The organism is Amycolatopsis anabasis (assembly GCF_009765355.1).
Classification (GTDB): domain Bacteria; phylum Actinomycetota; class Actinomycetes; order Mycobacteriales; family Pseudonocardiaceae; genus Amycolatopsis; species Amycolatopsis anabasis.
Genome location: NZ_VTHK01000020.1, coordinates 47,082 through 70,025, shown reverse-complemented (window position 1 = coordinate 70,025; position 22,944 = coordinate 47,082). Strand labels below are relative to the sequence as shown.

At 71.6% G+C, this 22,944-nt stretch carries 22 protein-coding genes; 17 read left to right on the top strand and 5 right to left on the bottom strand.

The genetic code is table 11. The features are described 5' to 3' along the window. Window positions 1-239: 239 nt before the first annotated feature. Entirely contained in the window at window positions 240-869 is a 630-nt protein-coding gene (locus tag FXO23_RS25495; protein ID WP_246257787.1) for a winged helix-turn-helix transcriptional regulator, read from the bottom strand. Window positions 870-939: 70 nt separating this feature from the next. On the opposite strand from FXO23_RS25495, the gene FXO23_RS25490 reads away from it, so the two are divergent. Further along, window positions 940-1,860: an alpha/beta fold hydrolase gene (locus FXO23_RS25490; RefSeq protein ID WP_158887953.1), complete on the top strand. Its 921-nt coding sequence runs from the start codon at window positions 940-942 to the stop codon at window positions 1,858-1,860. 75 nt (window positions 1,861-1,935) lie between these two features. Here FXO23_RS25490 and FXO23_RS25485 read toward each other — a convergent pair whose 3' ends face one another. From FXO23_RS25485 to FXO23_RS25475, 3 genes are read right to left on the bottom strand one after another with little or no spacing between them, the layout of a single operon-like run. Further along, window positions 1,936-2,832: an alpha/beta hydrolase fold domain-containing protein gene (locus FXO23_RS25485; protein WP_218952144.1), complete on the bottom strand. Its 897-nt coding sequence runs from the start codon at window positions 2,830-2,832 to the stop codon at window positions 1,936-1,938. 11 nt (window positions 2,833-2,843) lie between these two features. Beyond that, window positions 2,844-3,953, bottom strand: a complete 1,110-nt coding sequence (locus FXO23_RS25480) for an aldo/keto reductase (RefSeq protein WP_158887952.1) — start codon at window positions 3,951-3,953, stop codon at window positions 2,844-2,846. A gap of 27 nt (window positions 3,954-3,980) precedes the next feature. Continuing rightward, window positions 3,981-4,457, bottom strand: a complete 477-nt coding sequence (locus tag FXO23_RS25475) for a DUF6130 family protein (protein ID WP_246257785.1) — start codon at window positions 4,455-4,457, stop codon at window positions 3,981-3,983. A 94-nt stretch (window positions 4,458-4,551) separates the two neighbouring features. On the opposite strand from FXO23_RS25475, the gene FXO23_RS25470 reads away from it, so the two are divergent. The 16 genes from FXO23_RS25470 (at window position 4,552) to FXO23_RS25395 (ending at window position 21,869) form a co-directional block, all read left to right on the top strand. Beyond that, entirely contained in the window at window positions 4,552-7,269 is a 2,718-nt protein-coding gene (locus FXO23_RS25470) for an ATP-binding protein (protein ID WP_158887951.1), read from the top strand. A gap of 63 nt (window positions 7,270-7,332) precedes the next feature. Further along, window positions 7,333-8,349 carry an alpha/beta fold hydrolase gene (locus tag FXO23_RS25465; RefSeq protein WP_158887950.1) on the top strand — a complete coding sequence of 339 codons (1,017 nt, stop codon included), beginning with the start codon at window positions 7,333-7,335 and terminating at the stop codon, window positions 8,347-8,349. 161 nt (window positions 8,350-8,510) lie between these two features. Continuing rightward, window positions 8,511-8,813 carry a DUF1905 domain-containing protein gene (locus FXO23_RS25460; protein ID WP_158887949.1) on the top strand — a complete coding sequence of 101 codons (303 nt, stop codon included), beginning with the start codon at window positions 8,511-8,513 and terminating at the stop codon, window positions 8,811-8,813. A gap of 721 nt (window positions 8,814-9,534) precedes the next feature. Further along, on the top strand, window positions 9,535-10,623 hold the full coding sequence (locus FXO23_RS25455) for a KamA family radical SAM protein (protein WP_343034507.1): 1,089 nt from the start codon (window positions 9,535-9,537) through the stop codon (window positions 10,621-10,623). A gap of 44 nt (window positions 10,624-10,667) precedes the next feature. Continuing rightward, window positions 10,668-11,870 carry a hypothetical protein gene (locus FXO23_RS25450; RefSeq protein ID WP_218952143.1) on the top strand — a complete coding sequence of 401 codons (1,203 nt, stop codon included), beginning with the start codon at window positions 10,668-10,670 and terminating at the stop codon, window positions 11,868-11,870. Next, complete coding sequence (locus FXO23_RS25445; protein ID WP_158887947.1) at window positions 11,867-12,049, top strand: lysine biosynthesis protein LysW; 183 nt, start codon at window positions 11,867-11,869, stop codon at window positions 12,047-12,049. The genes FXO23_RS25450 and FXO23_RS25445 overlap by 4 nt, the downstream gene beginning before the upstream one ends. After that, window positions 12,046-13,368 carry a diaminopimelate decarboxylase gene (gene lysA, locus FXO23_RS25440; RefSeq protein WP_158887946.1) on the top strand — a complete coding sequence of 441 codons (1,323 nt, stop codon included), beginning with the start codon at window positions 12,046-12,048 and terminating at the stop codon, window positions 13,366-13,368. Before FXO23_RS25445 ends, lysA begins: the two co-directional genes overlap by 4 nt. Next, window positions 13,365-14,237, top strand: a complete 873-nt coding sequence (locus FXO23_RS25435; protein WP_158887945.1) for an ATP-grasp domain-containing protein — start codon at window positions 13,365-13,367, stop codon at window positions 14,235-14,237. The genes lysA and FXO23_RS25435 overlap by 4 nt, the downstream gene beginning before the upstream one ends. A 1-nt stretch (window position 14,238) precedes the next feature. Then, window positions 14,239-15,330, top strand: a complete 1,092-nt coding sequence (gene argC, locus FXO23_RS25430) for an N-acetyl-gamma-glutamyl-phosphate reductase (RefSeq protein WP_158887944.1) — start codon at window positions 14,239-14,241, stop codon at window positions 15,328-15,330. A gap of 22 nt (window positions 15,331-15,352) precedes the next feature. Beyond that, complete coding sequence (locus FXO23_RS25425) at window positions 15,353-16,147, top strand: amino acid kinase family protein (protein ID WP_158887943.1); 795 nt, start codon at window positions 15,353-15,355, stop codon at window positions 16,145-16,147. Further along, a complete protein-coding gene (locus FXO23_RS25420; protein WP_158887942.1) occupies window positions 16,144-17,301 on the top strand; it encodes a pyridoxal phosphate-dependent aminotransferase in 1,158 nt (385 codons plus the stop codon). The genes FXO23_RS25425 and FXO23_RS25420 overlap by 4 nt, the downstream gene beginning before the upstream one ends. Before the next feature lie 3 nt (window positions 17,302-17,304). Beyond that, window positions 17,305-18,570 (top strand): ATP-grasp domain-containing protein, encoded by a 1,266-nt coding sequence (locus FXO23_RS25415; RefSeq protein WP_158887941.1) that lies wholly within the window; start codon window positions 17,305-17,307, stop codon window positions 18,568-18,570. Continuing rightward, window positions 18,567-19,658 carry an aminotransferase class I/II-fold pyridoxal phosphate-dependent enzyme gene (locus FXO23_RS25410; RefSeq protein WP_158887940.1) on the top strand — a complete coding sequence of 364 codons (1,092 nt, stop codon included), beginning with the start codon at window positions 18,567-18,569 and terminating at the stop codon, window positions 19,656-19,658. Before FXO23_RS25415 ends, FXO23_RS25410 begins: the two co-directional genes overlap by 4 nt. Further along, window positions 19,655-20,425, top strand: coding sequence for a diaminopimelate epimerase (gene dapF / locus FXO23_RS25405; RefSeq protein ID WP_158887939.1), 771 nt, complete (start codon window positions 19,655-19,657; stop codon window positions 20,423-20,425). Before FXO23_RS25410 ends, dapF begins: the two co-directional genes overlap by 4 nt. Continuing rightward, a complete protein-coding gene (locus FXO23_RS25400) occupies window positions 20,422-21,021 on the top strand; it encodes a type 1 glutamine amidotransferase (protein ID WP_158887938.1) in 600 nt (199 codons plus the stop codon). Before dapF ends, FXO23_RS25400 begins: the two co-directional genes overlap by 4 nt. Beyond that, complete coding sequence (locus tag FXO23_RS25395) at window positions 21,018-21,869, top strand: EamA family transporter (protein WP_158887937.1); 852 nt, start codon at window positions 21,018-21,020, stop codon at window positions 21,867-21,869. The genes FXO23_RS25400 and FXO23_RS25395 overlap by 4 nt, the downstream gene beginning before the upstream one ends. Here the strand turns inward: FXO23_RS25395 and FXO23_RS25390 are convergent. Next, window positions 21,837-22,841, bottom strand: coding sequence for an ArsR/SmtB family transcription factor (locus tag FXO23_RS25390; RefSeq protein ID WP_158887936.1), 1,005 nt, complete (start codon window positions 22,839-22,841; stop codon window positions 21,837-21,839). The two genes, FXO23_RS25395 and FXO23_RS25390, sit on opposite strands and share 33 nt — an antisense overlap. Window positions 22,842-22,944: the final 103 nt, after the last annotated feature.

Here is a 22,944-nt window from a genome sequence, read left to right as displayed (position 1 = left end):
CACTGGTTGCTCAGAACCGATTTCCGGACGGTAGGGACCACTGCTGAGCCGCCACTTAGTTCCCGCTGAGTTGGGCGCAGCATCGGTGTGCTGGCGAACCCGTCGATATCCGGTCGCGGTCGACAGCGCGAGCCACAAATCGCTGGCAAATCATTGCTGCGCAATAGTTCCTGAGGGCGCACTGGTTACCGGGCAGATCCGGGTTGGGCGGGGGAAAGCCCCCGCCCGTCCGGGGCCCGTCAGGCGGCGAAGATTGTGCGGACGATGGATTCGTCGCCGTCGATCTTGACCAGTCCGAGGGTGTGGGCGTCGGTGAGGGTGAGGGCGCCGGCGGCGAGGCCGAGGATGGTGGCGGGGTCGGCGCGGAGGGTTGCGTCGAGGTCGCGGCCGTCCTGCGGGCCGACCTCGAAGCCGGAGCGTGTCGCGCACAGCTGGTAGGGCGGGTCGCCGATGTCGAGTCCGACCGTCGCCGAAGTGCGGACCTTGACCCGGGTGTCGAGCAGGGCGGGGACGGCGAGGGCGAGCCATTCGGGGCGGAAGGAGTCGCCCTCGGGGCCGCGGACCATCAGCGGGGTGGACCAGCGGATCAGGCTCCCGATGGGCTGGCGCAGCTGGGCGCCCCACGGTGTGAGGGCGTACTCGATCACGCTACCCTTGTCGGCCGGTCGCCGCTCGACCACGCCCGCGGCCTCGAGGTCGCGGAGCCGGTCGGCGAGCAGGTTGGTCGCGATGCCGGGGAGGCCGTCGATCAGGTCCCGGTAGCGGGCGGGGGCGATGAGGAGCTGGCGGACGATGAGCAGGTTCCACCGGTCGCCGACGATTTCGAGGGACCGGGCGAGCCCACAGTACTGGCCGTAGCTACGCATCATACCCCTCTACTTGACCGTCTCAAGTGTGCTTGACAGACTCAAGTCTACCGTGAGCCGAGAGGAGGCCGTCATGGCCGATACCACCGAGAGCGTCCGGCCCGCCTGGGTCGACGACGGCCTGTTCCCGTTCGAGAGCCGCTTCGTCGATATCGACGGGCACACCGTGCATTACGTCGACGAGGGGTCGGGTCCCACACTGCTGCTCCTGCACGGCAACCCGACCTGGTCGTTCCTCTGGCGCGACGTGATCCGCGCGCTGCGCGAGGACTTCCGGTGCATCGCCCTCGACTACCCGGGCTTCGGGCTGTCCACGCCGAAGCCCGGCTACCGTTGCCTGCCCGAGGAGCACGCAGACGTGGTCACCGGGTTTGTCGACGCGCTCGGCCTCACCGGGGTCACTCTGGTCGGGCAGGACTGGGGCGGCCCGATCGGCCTGGCCGCCGCCCAGCGGCGGCCAGGCGTCTTCGATCGGCTGGTACTCGCCAACGCCTGGGCGTGGCCGGTCAACGGCGACCTCTACTTCGAGGCCTTCGCTCGCATCGCCGGCGGACCCCCGATCCGCTTCCTGGCCCGGCGGCTCAACCTCATCGTCAACGCGTTCGTCCCGATGGGCCACCGAAGGCGGAAGCCGACCGCGGCCGAGATGACCCACTACCGCCGCGCACTGGACACACCCGAACGGCGACAGGCCTCCGCCGTGCTCCCCGGCCGGCTCATCGCCAGCCGGGCCTTCTTCACCGAGGTCGAGGCCGGCCTGGCCGACCTCGCCCACCTGCCGACACTGATCGTGTGGGGTGACGCCCAGATCGGTTTCCGCCCCCAGGAGCGCGAACGCCAGGAAGCGACCTTCCCCGACCACAAAACCGTGATCATCGAAGGCGCCGGACTCTACGTCGAGTCCGACGCGCCCGTAGAGTTCATCGCCGCGATCCGCGACTGGGCGACAACCCAACACGGAGACACGAACCGTGCGGGAGACAGGGACGGATAGACCACTCCGCGGATGGCCAGCCGCCGTCCCGGATGGACTTGCCGATGTCGGCGACAGGCCCGGTCGGGCCGGTTCTCAACTGGTGGCGCGACGTACGTGATCGGCGATCCGCTGGTACATGTGCTCGGTCTGGGCGCGGGTTCCGAATCCGAGGATGTTGTACCCGTGGTCGGTTGCGGGGACGTCGTGGTGTTCGACCAAGGCGCCCGCGGTGTCCAGTGCTTCGGCGTAGCGGATGCCTTCACCGCGGAGCCGATCGAATTCGCAGGTGATGATGACGGCCGGGGCGATTCCGGCGAGGCCTTCCGCATTGGCCTGCCACGCGGGTGAGACGAGCCGGTGTCGCCGGGTGGTGGGATCGGGCGCGTAGGCGCGATCGAACACCTCGGACATCCAGGGCCGCATCACCGGATTGTCCACCGTGGACGGTTTGTGCCGGAGATGTGTGACCAGGTCGAGCGGTGCGTATTGGAGGACTTGCAAGGCGATGCGGGGACCGTTGTTCTCCCAGGCCAGGCGTGCTGCCGCGGCGGCCAGCCCGCCTCCCGCGCTCTGGCCGCCGATGCACAGGCGTTTCCCGTCCCAGTCGTGGTCTGCCCCCGCGGCCCACGTGACGATGTCGAAGATTTGTTCCACCGCAACGGGAAAGCGGTGTCGCGGCGCGACCGCGTAGTCCACGTTGAGGACGACGACGCCCGCTTTGTGCGCCAGGTACCGGCACCACGGGTCGTCCTGCTCGGGGTGCTCCACGACGTATCCGCCGCCGTGGAGGTTCACGTACACCCCGGCGCTCGTCGTGCCGTGCGCCGGGTGGTAGGCGGTGCAGGAGACCGTCCCGTGCCGGGTCGGCACCGCGATGCCGCTCGTCCGTCCTGGGATTTCGTCGAAGCGCAGCTTGGCCTTCAAGCGCGGTTTCATGACCAGCTTGAGTGTGCGCGCGACGAGATCGGCGAAGAGCTGACCAGACGGCATGGACCTCACCATCATCCCTGGTTCTCCGGCACCCAGTTCCGCACGACCGGGTGGTACTCGGGCGGCTTGTCCCCGAGTTTGACCCCGGCGTTGATCATCCACGACTGGTACCGCGGCGTGAACATCGTGTAGGGCTTACCCGGTGGTACGGCACTGGCAGCGTCGAGATCGGCGCGGAGTGCCGCGGGCAGTTCGAAATCCAGCGCCGCCAGCGAGGAGCCGAGCTGTTCGGCGCTGCTCGCTCCCACGATGGCCGAGGCGATACCGGGTTGGGTGGCGACCCAGTTGAGCGCCACCTGAGCCATCGTCGCGCCCAGCGCGTCCGCCACGGTCTCCAGGGTTTTCAGCAGTTCCCACTGCCGGCTGGTCCAGTCGTATCCGGCGCCGCCTTCGCCGCTGAGCCGCCCTTCGCCGGTCAGGCCCTTGCCGGAGTCGCGGTACTTGCCGGTGAGGAAACCACTGCCGAGCGGGCTCCAGGCCGTGATGCCGAGTCCCAGGGCCTGGCCGGCCGGGACGTGTTCGGTCTCGATCGTCCGCTCGATGAGGGAGTAGGGCAGCTGCAGGTTGATCATCGGCACCAGGGAGTGGGCCTCGGCGAGGGTCTGTGCCCGGGCGGCGTACCAGGCCGGCACGTCGGACAGGCCGGCGTAGCGGATCTTGCCCGCCTTGGTGAGGTCGTCGAACGTGCGCGACACCTCCTCGACCGGCGTGATCCGGTCCCAGGTGTGCAGCAGGTACAAATCGAGGTAGTCGGTCCGCAGGCGGCGCAGGGACGCTTCGACCGCTCGGATCATGTGCTTGCGGCCGTTGCCGCCCGCGTTCGGGTCACCCGGGTCGATGCTGTTGGTGAACTTGGAGGTGAGCACCAGCCGGTCCCGCGCCCCGGTCTCGGCGATGAGCTTGCCCAGGAGCGTCTCGCTCTCACCGGCGGTGTAGAAGTCCGCGGTGTCGATGAAGTTGCCGCCCGCGTCCAGGTAACGCCGGAAGATGGGCCGGGCTTCGTCCTCGGTCCTGCCGTAGGGCGCGTGGAAGCCGCCGGTGCCGAAGTTCATCGTGCCCAGGGCCAGGCGGCTGACCCGGAGTCCGGAACGGCCCAGCAGGTAGTACTGGTCGAGCGACATGGATTCGTCTCTCCCTCGGTTCGGACGTCAGTGATGGCCGCCTTGCGCGGAGATGACGAAGTCCACGGCCTTGCTGTCGATGATCTTGTGCGTCGGATCGGCCAGTCCGATCCAGACCTTGTGCGGTCCCGGCGGCAGGCCTTGGATGATGAGCGGCTCACCGCTGCCGTCCGCCCAGTGCCACGCCGCGTTGTCGACGGTCACGTGGATGTGGCCGATCCGGGGCGAGACGTCCAGTGCGGCTTGCCCGTACACCGGCACGATCCGCAGGTTCTCCGCGCGGTAGCGGATGACGACCAGTCCGGCCGCCAGTTGGTCGGGCAGGGGCGCGTCGACGACGAGCGAGGCAGGCGGTTGCGCGGGCAGGGCGACAACCGGAGCCGGCTCCCAGCCCGGGGACACGGGCGCTGGGGATGTCGGCACCGACGCGGGAATGCTTGCCGCGCAGGCGGTCACGAGCGCGGCGAAGGCGGCGGCTACGGCACTGTTCACGATGCGACGCATGAGGTCAAGCTAGGTGGGCGGCCGAGGCCGCGGCGACTGTCGGACGACGCCATTGCCGTACGTCGTCGCCTGGCCCTTCGGTAGGGTCCGCGCCATGCCGCTTTTCGGACGGGAAGCCGAGCTGAAGCTCCTGGCCGAGCTCGTCGACGGACCGGAGAACACCAATGGCGTTCTCCTGTGCGGCGAGGCCGGCATCGGAAAGTCCGCGCTGGTGGCGGAGGCCGTTTCCACGGCGTCGATCGCCGGTCTCAAAATACTGGCCACCTCCGGTGTGGAGGCCGAGCAGAACCTCGCCTACGCCGGGTTGCACCAGCTGCTGTACCCGATCCGGGCGGGTGTGGACGAGCTCCCGGCTCCGCAGCGGGACGCGCTCGGGACCGCGCTGGGGCTTGTCGACGGCCGCGAACCCAGCACGTACCTCGTCGGCCTCGCCACGCTGAGCTTGCTGGCCGACGAGGCCGCCGACCGGCCCGTGCTGCTGGTCGCCGAGGACGTGCACTGGCTCGACCGCGCGAGCGTGGACGTCCTCGCGTTCGTGGCGCGCCGGATCGAGTCCGATCCCGTCGTGCTGATCGCGACCCTTCGCGACGGCGAGCGTTCGCCCCTGCGGGACGCCGGGTTGTCCCCGATGTTCGTCGACCGGCTCCCCGACCAGGTCGCTACCCGGGTTCTGGATTCGATCGCGCCCGATCTTCCCCCGGCGTCCCGGGCACGGCTGTTGGCGGAGGCGGCCGGGAATCCGCTGGCGCTGCGCGAGTTGCCGACGGCCGCGTCGAACGCCGGCGGCCTCGACCCGGTGCTGCCGCTGAGCGACCGCCTCGCGCGCGCTTTCGCCGCCCGGGTCGTCCCCCTCGCGACGTCCACTCGGACCGCCCTGCTGGTCGCGGCGCTGAACCAGAGCGACTCGGTCGCCGAAGCGCTCGCGGCCACCGGTCTGCTCCGGGGAACGGCGGCTGATCTGGAGATTCTGGAACCGGCGGCCGATGTCCGGTTGATCGAGCTGTCCCTCGGCACCGTGACGTTCCGGCATCCGCTGATGCGGTCGGCGATCGCGGCGGCCGCGACGCCGGCCGAGCGCCGGCAGGCCCACCTCGCGCTGGCCGAGACCCTGCTCGAACGGCCGGACCGGCGGGCATGGCATCGGGCCGCCGCGTCGGCCGGAGCCGACGAGGACGCGGCCGCCGAACTGGAGCGGACAGCCGACCGGGCCCAGCACCGGGGCGGGCTCGCCGCCGCGATCGCGGCGCTGGAGCAAGCGGCCAGGTTGAGCGAGCGGCCGGGCAAGCGAGCGGTCCGCCTGCTGCGCGCTGCCGAGCTGGCGGTCGAATCCGGCCGCCGCGACACGGCCGAACGCCTGGTGCGCGACGCACGGGAACATGAGCTTTCATCGCGCCAGCGCGCCACCGCCAGCTGGCTGCTGAGCGGCTTTGAAGACGGGGTGCGCGAGGACGTCTCCCGAGTGTCGGAGCTGGGCGAACTGGTCGAATCGGTGGCCGCGGACGGGCAGGTGGAAACGGCCGTCCGGATCTTGCTGGGCGCCGCCATGCGTTGCTTCTGGTCCGAACCCGGCCCGGACGCGCGGCGCTTGCTGCTCGAGGTGGCCGACCGTCTGCCCCTCGGCGCCGACGACCCGCGGCTGGTCGCGGTCGTCGCGTACGTCGCGCCGTTCGAGCGGGGCGACCGGGTGCTCGACGGGCTGCGCGGGCTGGCCGGTGCCGCCGATTCCGACCCGGAGGTGAACCGTTACCTGGGCAGCGCGGCGATGCAGGTCGGCGCTTTCGACCTGGCGGCCCGCTTCGCTGCCTCGGCCGTGCCCGGGCTGCGTGCCGAGGGGCGGCTCGGTGCGCTGCCCCGGGCGCTGACGGTCCAGGCATGGAGCTGTGTCCGGCTCGGCGACCTGACCACAGCCGTGCCGGTCGCGGCGGAGGCCGCCCGGCTCGCCCAGGAGACCAGCCAGCCGTTCATGTACGGGCTGGCCAGGGCCGTCCAGGCGGAGATCGCCGCGTTGCGCGGCGAGCACGAACAGTCCGGCGTGCTGGCCGACGAGGCCGAACGGGTCGGCCTTGCCGCGGGTGCCCGGCCCGTCCTGGCCACCGTCCAGCTCGCCCGCGGGCTCGCGGCGTTGAGCGAGGGCCGCTTCGACGATGCGTTCGCCGGCCTGTGCCGGGTACTCGACCCCGCGGACCCCGCCTACCAACTGGGCCTGCGCGCGTACTTCGTAGCGGAACTCACCGACGCCGCGGTGCGGGCCGGGCAGACCGACGCCCTGCGGGACATCCTGCGAGAGCTGGAACCGCTGGCCGCGTCGACGCCGTCGCCGGCGCTGCACATCGGGTTGCGCTACGCGCGCGCCGTGGTCGCGGCGAACGACGAGGCCGAGGAGTTGTTCGCGGCCGCACTGCGGGCGGACCTGACCCGGTGGCCGGCCGAACGCGCACGCATCCACCTGGCGTTCGGCGAATGGCTGCGCCGTCAGCGGCAGGTCGTGCGATCCAGGACGCACCTGCGTACGGCCAGGGAGGCTTTCGACGCGCTCGGGATGGCAGCGTGGGGCGAGCGGGCCCGCCGGGAACTGCGCAGCGCCGGAGAGTCGAGCCCGAACCGCGGCCCGGACGCGCGGGAACGGTTGACCCCGCACGAGCTGAGCATCGCGCAACTGGCCGCCGAGGGCCTGACGAACCGGGAGATCGGGCAGCGGCTCTACCTGTCCCACCGGACCGTCGGAACCCACCTGTACCGGATCTTCCCCAAACTGGGCGTGCGTTCCCGGGCTGAACTCGCGGAAATGCTCAAAAAGGACGACCACCGGTGACTTACCCCGGCGGCGTCATCCGACAGTCGCGGATGTCCCCGTCGTCTCCCTAACGTCCTGGTCATGATCGACAGAAGACGGTTCACGCGGATGCTCGCGGCGGGTGTGGCGGCGACGTCGCTGGCCGCGTGCTCGTCGAACACTCCCACCGATGCTTCGGATCTGCGGGCCGGTTCGGGCGAGCACACCTCGCTCGGCCCCCTCAAGCAGATCCACGCGGGCGTGCTGAGCATGGCCTACGCCGAATTCGGCCCGGGCACCGGTCAGCCGGTGGTGCTGCTGCACGGCTGGCCCTACGACCCGCACAGTTACGTCGACGTCGGGCCGTTGCTCGCCGCCGCGGGGTACCGGGTGATCGTCCCGTTCCTGCGCGGCTGGGGCCCGACCACGTTCCTTTCCCCGCAGACGGTCCGCAACGGGCAGCAGTCGGCGGTGGCGCTCGACGTCATCGCCCTCATGGACGCCCTCCGCATCGACGAGGCGATCGTGGGCGGATACGACTGGGGTGCGCGGACCGCCGCCATCATGGCCGCGCTGTGGCCCGAACGCTGCACGGCGATCGTCCCGGTGAGCGGTTACATCATCACCAATCTCGCGGCGAACCAGCAACCCCTGGCCCCGGCCGCCGAACTGGGCTGGTGGTACCAGTACTACTTCGCGACCGAGCGCGGCGTCCTCGGCTACCGCCAGCACCGGCACGACTTCAACAAGCTGATCTGGAAGTTCGCGTCGCCGCGGTGGGCCTTCGACGACGCCACCTACGACCGCAGCGCGGCGTCGTTCGACAACCCCGACCACGTCGACATCGTCATCCACAACTACCGCTGGCGCCTGAGCCTGGCTCCCGGCGAGCCGCGGTATGACGAATACGAGCAGAAACTCGCCACCGGGCCGGCCATCGCCGTGCCGACGATCACCATCGGCAGCGACTTCGACGGCACGGCCAAGGACGGAATGACCTACCGCGCCAAGTTCACCGGCAAGCACCAGCACCGGGTCTTCGACGGGATCGGCCACAACGTCCCGCAGGAGGCCCCGCATCCCTTCGCCCAGGCGATCATCGACGCGGACCGCCTCTGAAACCGCGGCCCCCGCCCGGCGACGCGCCGGGTGATCGCGATGGCGGGCAGCGAGCCGCAGAGCAGGGCCGCCACCGCGACGAGGTTGACGTAGCCGACCCCGAACACCTGGGTAGACAGTCGCACGGCCACCTTGTCGGGTCGGCGTGTGATGATGAATCCGTGGTCGTCGTTTTCGATGCCGAGCTGTGGATATGGGATGCCCGCCGCTCTGACAGTTGGTTCTTCGTCAGCCTGCCCACCGAGGCGTCCGAAGAGATTCGTGACCTGACTGGCCGAGCGCGCCGTGGCTTCGGCTCGCTGCGGGTGCGGGTCACCCTCGGCGGGAGCACGTGGACGACCTCGATCTTTCCCGACAGCGCGCGCGGCAGCTATGTGTTGCCCATCAAACGGGCCGTCCGCGAGGCAGAAGCCCTCGATGCGGGTGACCTGGCGACCGTGACCGTCGAACTCATCGATCTTTGACCACGTTAACCAGGTGCTCGACGATGACTGGTCCCCGAGCCGCCGGTCCTTGCGGCGGAACTGCGGTGCGGGTGTGCCCGACGCGTTGGCCGTCCGGCTCGTCACGCATTTTCCGCTGTGCACGGCGACCAGTTCGGTGCTTCCGATCTCGGCGGCAGCCGGTTCGGGTGCCGGTGCCGGGTTTCTCTTGGCGGAAGGCGGTTTATACGCGTAGTCCGGCAGGTGTTCGGTCCACCGTATCCCGGCGCGCTTGACATTCCCGGCGGCTCTGGGACCGCGGTCCCTGTTGTCTGGGAGCGCCTCGGTGACAAGGTGGGCCCGGCAAATGGACTAATTGATCTTCCTTTATTGATCACGAACAATTCGGGGTGGACAAGGAATTACCCGGCCGGTACCGTCCGATGCAGGGAAAGGCGCGCTGCCAGTCAGCGGATCTTGGGGGATGAACGTGCGCCAAACTGACATGGGGGCTTTGCTTGCGCAGCCCTACGATTACCCGCCGGATCGGGATTTTTCCGAACCGGATTGGCGGCGAATACCGGGGTTTCGCGAGGTTGCGGAGCGGGACTGGCTCGATGCCCGATGGCAGCGGCGAAACGCGGTGAAGAGCGTGGCCGCGTTGCGGCGGACGCTTGGCGACTGGTTGCCCGATGAGCTGGCTGATTCGATTTTCCGGGACCAGCGGGAACGGGCCACCATGGCGATGCTTATTCCGCCGCAAATGATCAACACGATGAATGTCGAGGATCTCTGGAACGATCCGATTCGGCGGTACATGGCCCCGGCATTCGCCGATCGGGATCGGGAATGGCCCAGCCATCCGATGGCCCGCCGGGACAGCCTGCACGAGGCCGATATGTGGACGGTGCCCGGGCTGACGCACAAGTACCCGACCAAGGTGCTGGTGGAACTGACCACCACCTGCCCGCAGTACTGCGGGCACTGCACGCGGATGGACCTGGTCGGCCTGGACGTGCCGCAGGTGACCAAGCGGCGGATCGAAGTGCGCACCAAGGACCGGTACGAGCTGATCCTGGACTACCTGCGGGAGAACCGCGCGGTCCGGGACGTGGTCGTGTCCGGCGGCGACGTGGCGAACGTGCCGATCGCGCAACTCGAGGACTTCTGCCTCCGGATGTTCGAGATCCCGAACATCCGCGACGTGCGGCTGGCCACCAAGGCGCTGGCCGCGCTGCCGCAGCACTTCCGGCAGTCCGAGGTGCTGAGCGGGCTGGAGCGGATCGCCCGCCGTGCGCGCGAGCGCGAGGTCAACGTCGCGGTGCACACCCACATCAACCACGCCAACTCGGTGACCCCACTGGTGGCCAGGGCGGTGCGGGCCCTGCTCGATCTCGGCTTCCGGGACGTGCGCAACCAGGCCGTGCTGTTGCGCGGGGTCAACGACTCGCTGGCCAGCCTGCTCGACCTCTCCTTCACCATCCTGGACCGCGCGCACGTGATTCCGTACTACGTCTACATGTGCGACATGGTGCCGAATTCCGAGCATTGGCGCACCAGTCTCGATCAGGCGCAGCGGCTGCAACACGACATCATGGGATATCTGCCGGGCTTCGCCACCCCGCGCTTGATCTGCGACCCGCCGTATCTCGGGAAGCGCTGGGTCCACCAGGCGCACTCCTACGACCGGACGCGCGGAATTTCGTACTGGACGAAGAACTACCGGACGAGCCTGGAGTTGGACGATCCGGCCGCGCTGGATCTCCGGTACGAGTTTTACGACCCGATCGACACACTGGGCGAAGAAGGACAGGAGTACTGGCGCCGGTACGTCCTCGAGCACGGTGACTGAACCGATATTCCTGATTGTTTTCCACTTGAGTAAAGGGGTCCGTCATGGACCGATCCGCCGAAATGAATTCGGCACCCCGTCCGTCGCCGAGAATCTCCGACACCACGCTCCGGGACAGCGCGCATATGCCGGGGGTGGATTTCACCCCGGCCGACGGGGTGGCGATCGCCGGGCTGCTGCGCGCGGTGGGCGTCGACCTGGTCGAGGCCGGGATCGTGTCCACGGGTGACCGCGCTGACCTGCCCTTGCTCGGCGCGGTGCTGGACCACGTGGGCCCGGACCACGTCCTCACCCTCGTCCTCGCGCGCAACCGGAAACAGGTCCGCGAAGACCTCGAACTGGCCCGTTCGCTCGGTTGCCGCGCGGTGATGGTGTCGTTGCCGAGTTCCCCGGTGCACGCCCGCCTGAAACTGGGCACCGATCGCCCGGAACGGATTCTGGCTCTGGCCCGGGGCGTCATCGGGATCAGCAAGGAAATGGGCCTGCACACCACGTTCAGCGCGGAGGACGGCGCGCGCACCGATCCGGGATTCCTCGCCGAGTACGTCGCCAACGGCGCCGCCGCCGGGGCCGATCGGTTCCGGCTCGCCGAGACGGTGTCCACGCTCCGGCCGGACGACACCCGGCGACTGGCCGAGGTCGCGGTCCGGGCGGGCGCCGGGATCGAGGTGGAGATCCACTCGCACAACATGCTGGGGCTGGCGGTCGCGAACGCGCTGGCCGCCGTGGACGGGGGCGCGTCGTGGATTTCGACCACCGTCGGCGGGCTCGGCGAGCGAGGCGGGAACACCCCGCTCGCCGAGGTGCTGACCTGCCTGTGGCGGTTCCACGGCGTCGACCGGTTCGACCTCACCAAGCTCACCACGCTGACCCAGGAGGTGGAGCGCCGTTCCGCCGTCCCGCTCGGCGCGACCTGCGGGCCGACGGCCCGGTTCAGCTACAACTACGAGATCGCCGGGCAGTGGACCCATCCCGAGGCCTTCGAGGCGGTCCCGGCGGATCTGGTCGGCAACCAGCGGCGGGTCCGCGTGCGCGGGCGGCTCCGGCCGGCGCTGCTGCGCGCCTGCCTGCCCCCGGACCTGACCGGCGGGCTCGATCTGGACGAGTTCGTCGAGGACGTGCTGAACCACCTCCCGGCGGGCAAGGCGACGCTCGACGAAACCGCGCTGCGTTCGCTCGCGCTCGACTTCCTGGCCCGATCCACCCGACCAACCGTCACCACGGCCAACGAAAGGGGCGCGCAGTGAGCACCACGGTCACCGGGGAATGCCCGGAGTGTGAATTCACCTTCACCGCGGCGGAACTCGGGGTCGGCGAGACTCTCGCCTGCCCCGAATGCGCGCTGACCCTGCAGGTGCGGGCGGTCGACGGTGGTGCGCTCGCGCTGGAGGCGGTCGAGACCGAGTTGCCGGACTGGGGCGAGTGACCCCGCTCGCCGTCCGGCCGGAGCCGTTGGAGCTCGGCGGATGCCGCGTGACCGAACTCGCCCGCGCGGCCGGCACCCCGGCGTACGCGTTCGACGAGACCGGCCTGCGCGAGATCTGCCGCCGGTTCCGGGATTCCTTCCGCCGCGCCTGGCCGCGTTCCCGGGTGGCCTACGCCTGCAAGGCCTTCGCGGTCGGGGAGATGCTGCGGCTGGTCACCGAGGAGGACCTGGACCTGGACGTGGTGTCCAGCGGGGAACTCGCGCTCGCGCTGCGGGCGGGCGTGCCGCCGGAGCGGATCACCGTGCACGGCAGCTACAAGACGCCCGCCGAACTGGAGTTCGCGGTGCGGTCCGCGGTGGGCCGGATCGTGGTCGACTCGGTCGAGGAACTCGCCGATCTGGCCGAGGTGGCCCGCCGGTGCGGGCTGCGGCAGCACATCCTGCTCCGGCTCAACCCCGGGGTCGAGGTGAGCACCGACGCGCGCTACCGGGCCAGCGGCGCCGAGGGCAAGTTCGGGCTGCGCATCGCCGGGGGAGAAGCCGCCGCCGCGCTGGCCACCGCCCGCGCGCTCGAGGTGCTGGAGGTCGACGGCCTGCACTTCCACCTCGGCTCCCAGTTGACCACGGCCGAGCCGTACCTGCTCGCCCTGCGCCGGGTCGCCGAGTTCCTGACCCGGGAGACGCCGGGCTGGCGGCCCCGGTGGCTGGTGATCGGCGGCGGGATGGGCGTGCACTACGTCGACGAACCGATGCCCCCGGCCCCGGAACGCTGGGCGGACGAACTGGTCCCCGGGTTTCGCCGGTGGCTGGCCCCGCTGTGCGCGGACGATGTGGTGCTGGGCATCGAACCGGGCCGGGCGATCGCGGCGCCGTACGGGATGTTGCTGTACACCGTCGGCCTGGTGCGCCCCGCCGTGCGGCCGGGCGGATCCGATCTGGTCGTCGTGGACGGTGGCCTTTCGGACAACCCGCGGCCGCTGATGTACTCGGCCCGCCACCAGGTCGTCGCGGCCGCCGCGCCGCACGTCCCGGCGAGCACGACGGTCAACATCTACGGGCGGCACTGCGAAACGGACCTGCTGTTCGCCGACGTGCCGCTGCCGCCGGTGCGCCGGGGCGACGTGCTGGCGGTGCTCACCGCCGGGGCGTACACGCACTGCATGGCGAGCAACTACAACCGGTTCTGCCGCGCGCCGGTGGTGTTCGCGGCGAACGGGACCGGGCGGGTCGTGGTGCGCCGGGAAACCCCGGCGGACCTGCTGGCCACCGATCTGGTCGAGACCGGGCCGCTGGTCGCGGACGGCGGTGGGCGGCGGTGACCACGCTCGCGGTGCTCGCCGACCGGGTGGGCTGGGAGGAACGGCTGCTGCTGGCCGAGGGGCGGCGCCGGGGCGTGGAAACCCGGTGGCTGGACGACGGGGAGCTGTGCGCCGGTCCGGACGGGACCCGGTTCGCGGACGTCTGCCTGCTGCGCAGCAGGAGCCTGTCCCGCGCGGCGGCGCTGTCCGGTGTGCTGGCCGGGCACGGGGTCCGGCTGGTCAACGCGCCGCACGCGATCCGGGTGTGCCAGAGCAAGCTGGAGACCGCGCGGGTGCTGCGCACCGCCGGGTTGCCGGTCCTGGACTTCCGGGTGGTGCTGTCCCGGCGCGACCTCACCCGCGCCATCGGCGAGTTCGGCGTGCCGTGCGTGGTGAAGCCGGTGTTCGGCGGGCTGGGTCGCCGGGTCCTGCTGGTCCGGGACCCGGAACTGGCGCAGGCCGCGTACGACTACGTGGACCATTTCGGACAGGGCTTCGACCGGGTGCTGCTCGCCCAGCCGTTCCATCCGGGGGCCGACGAACGGGCCGTCGTGGTCGGCGGCCGGGTGGTCGCGCACTACCGGCGCGAACCGGCGCCGGACGACTGGCGGGCGAACGTGTCCGCGGGCGGGACCGCCGACGCCACTGTCCGGTGTGGACAGATCGACGCGGTGGCGCGGCGGGTGGCGCACGCGGTCGGCGCCGAGGTGTTCGGGCTGGACCTGTTCGTGCTCCCGGACGGTTCGTGCGTGGTCAACGAGGTCAACCACGTGCCGATGTTCCGCGGCGCGGTGCGGGCCACCGGGGCGGACGTGGCGGGGGCGATCGTCGCCCACGCGCTCGGGGTCGCCGCCGGGAACGGCGTGCTGGCGAAGGGAATGGCGAACTAGCATGGGCATTCCGGTCGGGGTGGTCGGCGTCAGCGGGCTCGTCGGAGGCGAACTGCTCCGGCTGCTGGCGGGGCATCCGGAGTTCACCGTCGAGCACGTCAGCGCTTCCGGCGAACGCGCCCGGGAGCCCGGCGTGCCGCTCGGCCGGCTGCATCCGCACCTGTCGGTCGCGCACACCCTCGGCCGGTTGCCGCTGCGCGACGCCGACCTCGGCGAGATCGCGAACCGGTGCGCCACGGTGTTCCTGGCGACCCCGCCCGAGGTGTCCGTGCGCCTCGCCCCGGAGTTGCTGGCCCGCGGCGTCGAACTCGTGGTGGACGCCAGCCCCGCGTTCCGGCTGCGCGGCCGGGAAGCGCACGATCGCTGGTATCCCGGGGTGGAGCGGCCCGCCGGGGAACTCGCGGAATCGGTGTACGGCTTGCCCGAACTCAACCGCGACCGCATCCCCGGCGCACGCCTGATCGCGGTGCCGGGCTGTTTCGCGACCGCCGCGCTGCTCGCCCTGGCGCCGCTGGCCGGGATCGGCGATACCTTCGAATCGATCGTGATCGACGCGAAGTCGGGGTCCAGCGGGTCGGGAAACCGGTTGCGGGTCTCCGGAACGCATGCGATGCGGGCCAACGCGGTCACCCCGTACGCGCCGGTCCGGCACCGGCACGTCGCGGAGATCCGCGAGGTCCTGCTCGGCCGGGGACTGTCCACCGCGGACGGTGGGCTGCGGCTGGGCATGTCCACCTTCGGCGTCGATCTGGTCCGCGGGCTGTCGGTGGCCGCGCACGTCGCGGTGCGGCCGCCGATGGCCGAGGTCAACCTGTCCGCGGTGGTCCGGCGTTTCTACCGCGGCGAGCCGTTCGTGCGGATCCGGGACTGGAAGCGCGAGGCCCATCCGGTGCCCGATCCCAAGGTGGTCGCCGGTTCCAACTTCTGCGATCTGGCCGCGTTCACCGACCAGGAGTCCGGCCGGTTCGTGCTGCTGGCGGCGCTGGACAACCTGGTCAAGGGCGCGGCGGGGCAAGCCGTGCAGTGCGCCAACCTCCGGCACGGCGTCACCGAGGACGCCGGGCTGACCGCCCTTCCCCTGTTCCCGGCCTGATCGGCGTGAGAGGAGTGCGACCATGCGTGGCGAATCGCCCCCGATCGTGGTGAAGATCGGCGGCAGCGTGCTCGGGCGGCTGGGCGCGGGCTGGTGGGACGTGGCCGCGTCCGTGCTCCGCGGGCGCCGGGCAGTCCTGGTGCACGGCTGGTCCGGACCGCTGACGGCCTACCAGCGGCAACGGCACCGGACCCCGGTTTTCGTGACCAGCCAGCACGGTTTCCGCAGCCGGTTGACCGACGAGGTGGTGCTGTCCGACATCACCGCGGTGTCCGAACGCCTGCGGGCCGGGATCGCCGCCGAACTGGCCGGCCGCGGCGTCCCCGTGCGGGAACTGGCCACCGCGCCCGCGGTGCTCGGCGCGGAGGTCCGGTCGCAGTTGTGGTGGACCGACGGGGAGTTGCGGCCGCTGCGGAACCTGGTCGGCCCGATCACCTCGGTCGACGCAGACGCGATCGGGCGGGCCCTGGAACCGGCCGGGGTCGCGGTGCTGACCCCGCTCGCCCGGTCCGCGGAGCATCCGGCGGTGAACGTCGACGCCGACCGGGCCGCGGCGGCGGTGGCCGCCCGGCTGGGCGCGCACGATCTCGTCTTCGTGACCGATGTTCCCGGCGTGCTGCGGGACGGCGCCCGGGTGGACCGCCTGACCCGGCACCAGCTGGACACCGTGCGGAGATACACCAGCGGCGGGATGCGCAAGAAGATCAAGGCCGTCGCCGAGGCCCTGGACGGCGGGGTGCACCGGGCCGTGATCGGCGGGGCCGACCTCGCCGAACTGCTCGCCGGGCGCGCGGGCACCGAGCTGGTGCCGGGATGACCGCGGTGTCGAGCGCGCGCCGCTCCTGGACCGACGAGTTCACCCGGCTCCGGAACTCGTTGCGGCGGACCAAGGCCGAGGCCGCCCGCACCTGGGGCGCCCGGTTCGTGGATCTCGGCCGGTCCGAGCCGTTGCGCGCCTGGCCCGCCGACACCGAGGACGCCGGTGCGAGCTGGGAACACACCCGGCGTTACCCGCCGATCGAAGGCCTGGCCCCGGTGCGGGCCGCCATCGCCGAGCACTACGCGACCGGGCTCGGCGTCCCGCTGGCTCCCGGGAACGTGTTCGTCGCCGGGGGCGCGCAGGCCGGGGTCACCCTCGCGCTCGCCTCGGTGCTCCAACCCGGCGACGAGGTGCTGGTCGCCGCCCCCTACTTCCACAGCTACCCCACGCAGATCGAACTGCTGGGCGGGGTGCCGCGCCTGGTGGACACCGCGGCCGACGGCTGGCGGCTGACCGCCGAGCGGATCGGGCGTCAGGTCACCGACCGGACGCGGGCGTTGCTGCTGGCGAATCCGGCGAACCCGACCACCGCGGTGCACGACGAGGCGACCCTGCGGCGGATCCGCTCGGTGCTGCCGCCGCACGTCGCCGTGATCGCGGACGAGGTGTACGCCGAATACCGGTATCCGGGCGTGGAATTCACCAGCTTCGCCGCGATCGGCGGGGCGAGCGAATGGATCGTGGTGCGCAGCGCGTCGAAAACGCTGGGCCGCCCGGGCTTGCGGGCGGCGATGTTGTTCGGGATGCCGGAGGTGATCGACCGGATCGCCGCCCGTGCCGCCGTGCTGACCGGCGCCGCGAGCGCGCCCGCGCAACTGCTGCTCGCCCGCGCCCTGCCGTCGCTGCACGGGGTCGACCACATGCGGCCCTACCGGAAGCGCTGCGCGGAGGCCGTCGCGGTCGCGCGCGAGCACGGACTGTCCGTGGTGCCACCGCGGGGCACCTACTTCCTGTGGCTGTCCACACAGGACGGTCCTGATCTCGCGGACCACGCCGTCGGCGAACGGCTGGCCCGTGAGGCCGGGGTGTTCGTGTGGCCGGGGGAGCGCTTCGGATCCGCGACGCACTGCCGGATCTCGTTGAGCTGTTCGCTGAAGGACCTGACGGACGGGATCACCAGGGTGGCCCGGTTCGTCGTGGAGGGGAGGTGACCGATGGCCGACTACGTGTTCCTCGATCCCGGCGCCGACGTGACCCGGCGCGATGTCTACCGGCGGGGCCGGGAACTGGGCATGCGGGTGGTGCTGGTGAGCCGCCGGGTGTCCTGGGAGACCGACCAGATCGACGACTGGATCGAAGCCGATCCCACCGATCCGGCGCAGGTGCTGTCCCGGACCGCCGGGCTGCGCGTCGCCGGGGTGGTCAACTGCAGCGAATCCTGCCTGGAGGCGGCGGCCCTGCTGGCCCGCGAGCACGGCGTGCCCGGGGTGAGTCCCGAGGTCGCCGCGCTGTGCCGGGACAAGATCGCGATGGGGAACCGGTTGCGCGCCGCGGAAGTGCCGATGGCGCGCCGGTACGTGCTCGGCGACGCGCGGGAGGCGGGCGCGGCGGTGCACCAGGTCGGCGTGCCCGGGGTGCTCAAACCGAGCACCGGGGTGGCGAGCCTGTACACGGTCCGCTTCGACTCGGAAGCCGACCTCCGCGCGCGGCTGGACCGCTTCGGGGAAATGATCACCGCCCGGGTTCCCGCGCCACTGCGGGGAATGCGCGGGCGGTGGGTGGTCGAGGAGTACCTCGACGGGCCCGCGTTCAGCGTCGAGTCCGTGGTTTCCGGGAGCACGCCCGCCCATGTCGCGGTCTGCGCGAAGGGGGACACCGAGGGGCCGTTCTTCCGTGAGGTCGGCCACTCCACACCACCCGGGCTCGCCCCGGACGTCCTCGCGGAGTTGTTCGACCTGACCGGCCGCGCGATCGGCGCGCTGGGCATCGAGGATTGCGTGACCCACACCGAGTTCAAGGTCACCGCGGCCGGGCCGCGCATGCTGGAGATCGCGGCCCGGATGGGCGGGGGTTCCATCCGGCAGGTCGTCCTCGCGGCCACCGGGACCGATCTGCTCGAGGCGACCCTGCGCTTCGCGATGGGACAGCGGCCCGAGGCGACACCGAGCCAGCGGGGCGCCGCGGCGAGCCGGAGCTGGTATCCCGACCGGGCCGGGCGGCTGCGGCGGATGGACGCCGAAGCGCTCGCGCGCCTGCCCGGGATCGTCGCGGTGAACCGCTGGATGGCGGAGGGGGAGCTGTACGAACTGCCGCCCGACGGGTATCGGGAGGTGTGCGGGGTCGTGGCCACCGGGACGAGTGCCGGTGCGGCGGTGCGGCTCGCCGAGAGCGCGCTGGAAATCGCCCGCGACCACGAACTGGTCGTGCTGGATCCGGTCGGTTCGCCCGCCCGGACCGGCGGAAATGGCAGGCTGCGATGAGGATGAACGTCTTCCGGCAGGAGGAGTTCTTCGAAAACTACGAATTCCACTGCGAGTACATGCTCGCGCTGAGCGGCGTCGAACCGCTGACCTACCGCGAGCTGACCGAGCTCGCCGGGCCGGGGCCGGAGCCCGGGCACGAGGTCGGGTACACGCCCTCGGCCGGGTACCGCGAGCTGCGCGAGGTCATCGCCGCCCAGTACCCGTCGGCGCGCGCGGAGAACGTGCTCGTGACGGTCGGCGCGATCGAGGCCCTGCTGATCCTGGTCAACCTGCTCGTGGAACCGGGCGACGAGGCGGTGTGCCTGTGGCCGGGTTACCAGCCGCTGCACGAGTACGTCACCGCGGCCGGTGGGCGGCTCCGGCTGGTGCCGCTGGCGGCGGCCGACGGTTTCCGCATCGACTCCGGCCGCATCCTGGACGCGGTGACCGAGCGGACCCGCCTGGTACTGATCAACAGCCCGCACAATCCCACGGGACAACGGGTTCCGGCGGGCGAACTCGCGGAACTGGCCGCGACGCTGGGCGATCGGGGAGTCCACCTGCTGGTGGACGAGGTGTTCCGGGAGATGCGCGAGGACGCCGAACCGACCGCGTGGCAACCGAATCCGGCGCTGTCCGTGGTCGGCGGGCTGAGCAAGGCCTACGGGTTGCCGGGCCTGCGCATCGGCTGGCTGGTCGCCGACGAGGACCTGGTGGTGCGGGCCCGGCAGTACCGCAAGTACACCTCGCTGAACCCGGGATCGCTCGACCAGGCCTGGGCGGTGGCGGTCCTGCGGGCCCGGGACCGCGTCCTCGCGCGCACGCACGAACTGGTGCGCCGCGGCCTGCGCACCACGCTCGACTGGTTCGAACGGTGGCAGGACCGGTTCGAGCTCGTCCCGCCGGCCGGTGGCGGGCTGGTGTTCCCGCGCCTGCTCGGCGGCACGCCGACGCGGGAGTTCTGCGTGGAGCTCGTCGAACGGACCGGGGTGCTGCTCGCGCCGGGCAGCGACTGCTACGACACCGAAGGCCACCTCCGGATGGGGTTCGCGACCTCCCAGCTGGAGGCCGGGCTCGCCCGGATCGACGGGTTCCTGGACCGATGAACGCCGCGTTCTGGAAGGTGTACGCCGAGGGGAATTCCTACGTCGTGGTGGAGGACGCGTCGGTGGTGCCGGGTCTGCTGCCCCGGGTGGTGGATCCAGCGCGCGGCCTCGGCGGCGACGGGGTGCTGGTGGCCGACTGGCGGGACGAGGGCTCGGTCGGGATGCGGGTGTTCAACCCCGACGGCACCGAGGCGCCGATGTGCGGCAACGGCGCCCGGTGCCTCGCCGCGCTGGCGGTCCGCACCGGCCGCGCCGACCCGGGGCGGCCGGTGGTCGTGCACAGCGCGGGCGGCGACCTCGTCCACCGCCTCGACGATCCCGACCGGCTGGTGTTCACCGGAACCCTGCGGCTGCCCGGCGAACCGATCGTGGCCCGGCCCGCGGCGGGAGTGCTGCAGCTCGAGCTCGGCACCCAGCACCGGGTCGAGTTCCGCCCGCTCGATCCGGAGTTCCAGGCGGATCCGGACGGCCGCTCGGCGCAGGAAAGCTGGCCCGGCGGCACCAACGTGATGTTCGCCGCGCCCGTACGGCGCGGGGTGCTCGAGGTCGTCCCGTGGGAGCGTGGCGTCGGCACCACGGCGGGCTGCTGCACCGGCGCGGCGGCGGCGTGCATCGCCGCGGTCGCGAGCCTGCCGGGCTGGCCCGAACAGACAGTCGTCCGGCAGCCTGGCGGGCGGATCGTGGTGGGCTGGTCCGCGGCGACCCGGACGGTGTCGATGTGCGGCGCGGTGCGGATCATCGCGAGTGGCACGGTGTGCGCGGAATGAGCCGCCCAGGAGCGACCACGAGTCCGCGGGCGTTGGTCGTGGACAACGGCAGCCTGTCCACCCGGCGGATCGCCGAGCTGGTGCACGAGTCCGGCTGGTGGCCGGAGGTCGTGCCGCACCGGGAGATTCCCCGGAACGGCCGCGAGTTCGCGGCGATCGTGCTCACCGGCACCGACGTCCCCGCGTGGGAACCCGGCTACGAAGCGGAACTCGAGCTGATCCGCGCGGCCACCGTGCCGGTGCTCGGGATCTGCGGCGGGCTGCACCTGATCGGCCGGGCGTATGGCGTCGGCCTCGGCCGGGGACCGGCGGTCGTCGGCGGGAGCCCGGTGACGCTGCTGCCCGGGGTCGAGCTGTTCTCCGGGCTGCCCGGCGAGGTGCGCCTCTTCCAGCGCCACGTGTACGGTCTCGTCGCGGTGCCGCCGGGGTTCGCCCTCACCGCCACGTCCGGGACGTGCCGGGTCGAGGGCATCCGGCACCGTCGCCGCGCGCTCTACGGCATGCAGGCGCACCTGGAGTTCCGCCGGGATGGCAAGCGAATCTTCCGGAACTTCCTGGACCGCGCCCGCCGCGGCGACGAGGGCGCGGGCCGATGATCAGCGTCCTGTTCGCCGCGGCGGGCGCGCTCACCTACGGCGCTTCCGATTTCTTCGGCGGGTTCGCCACGCGCCGCGCGCACGTGTTGCCGGTCCTGTTCGCCTCGCAGCTCGCCAGCCTCTGCCCGCTGGTGATCGCGTTGTGGGCGCTGCCGGGGCAGCACGCTGCCGGGGCCGACTACCTGTGGGGCGCCGCGGCCGGCGCGGTCGCGACCTTCAGCATGATGGCGCTGTACCGGGCGCTGGCGCTCGGCCCGATGACCGTGATCGCGCCGTTCACCGCGGTCTGCGTGGCGGTCGTGCCGGTGGTGGCGGGCGTGGCCGGGGGCGAGCGGCCGTCCGCGCTGGCCGTGGCCGGGCTCGCGACCGGGCTGCTGGCGATCGTGCTGATCAGCCGGGAACGGCCGGAGCCCGGTGCGGGCGGGGCGGTGACCCGGCAGGCGATCGGCATCGCGCTGGCCGCGGGGGTCGGGCTGGGCGCGTTCTTCGTGCTGCTGCACCGAACATCGCCGGGATCGGGGATGGCGCCGCTGCTCGCCACCCGGATCACCTCGCTGGTCGCGTTCGGCGGGCTGCTCGCACTCCGCCGGGTGCCGGTCCGCCTGCCGCGTCCGGCCGTCGGGACCGCGGTCGCCGCCGGGGTGCTCGATATGACCGGCAACGCGTTGTTCCTGCTCGCCGCGCGCAGCGGCCTGCTTTCGGTGTCGGCGGTGATCACCGCGATGTACCCGGCCGCCACGGTGGTGCTCGCGCGCACGGTGTTGCGGGAGCGGATGAACGGCTGGCAGGTCTCCGGCGCGCTGCTGGCAATGGTCTCACTCGGCACGCTGTCCCTGGCTTCGGTGTGAACTACCGTTGAGCAGCGCGAGCCCCAGCGCGGTGACCTGGTGGACCACGGTGCCGCCGTCGCGCTGGGTGGTGATCAGCCCCGCGTCCCGGAGCACGGACGCGTGCCGGCTCGCGCTGGACAGCGAAAGCCCGGCCCGGCCGGCGAGCTGCGTGGTGCTGCAGGCCGACGCGCTGGCCTCCAGCGTGGCCGCGCGAGCGGCGCCGAGCAACGCGGTCAGCCGGGTCCGGCCGTCGGCGTGTTCCACCGGCGCCAGCCAGCCGATCCCGGGGGAGACCGGGTAGGCGAGCAGGGGATCGAGTGTTTCGTCGGCGAGCGCGATCGGGTGGTGGCGGCAGAACACCGACGGCAGCAGCACCAGCCCGCGCCCGTTCAGGTACAGGTCGCGATCCTCGGCGTAGTCGAGGACCCGCAGCACCGGCGGACACCACCGGGTGCGTGGGTGCAGACCGCTCAGCAGGCGATCGACCCCGCCGGTGAGCAGGGCTTCGCCGCGCCGGTTCCGATCGGCCCGGACCTGCTCGCGCAGGCGATCGTGGTGTGGCGCCAGGCAAGTGCGGTAGTAACTCGCCACCGCGTCCCCGAGCAGGCGCAGTGCCGCCGGATCGCCCTCGCCGAGCTGCCGCGTCCACACGGTCGCGGGCTGCTGCCGGGCCAGGCGGGCCAGATCGTGGCGCAGCCGCCGGACCGGCGTGCACACCAGCCGCTCGACCAGTTCGTCCAGCTCCGCTCCGCCACCGCGGCCAGGAGTGAGGAAATCCGCGGAATAACCGCGCGGCGGCGCGAGTTCCCGCAGCAGGCGCAGCCGCTCCGCAGCGCCGGCGCGCGCCCGCCGGCGCCATTCACCGAACACCAGCGTGTCGTCGCGTTCCGCGAGCAGATGGACGCTGAACAGCGTTTCCCACAGCGGATCGAATCCGGATGCCAGCGTGGTACCGGACAAATCCTTGGTCGTGAAGTGAATCCGAAGCATCGCCGCCCCTGGTCCGGAAATCCCGTCGGCGTCAACACCGTCCATCTGTTCCGACTTTGCTCGCTATCATCCCGCACCGCCGTGACCTTTCGGGCGAATTTCG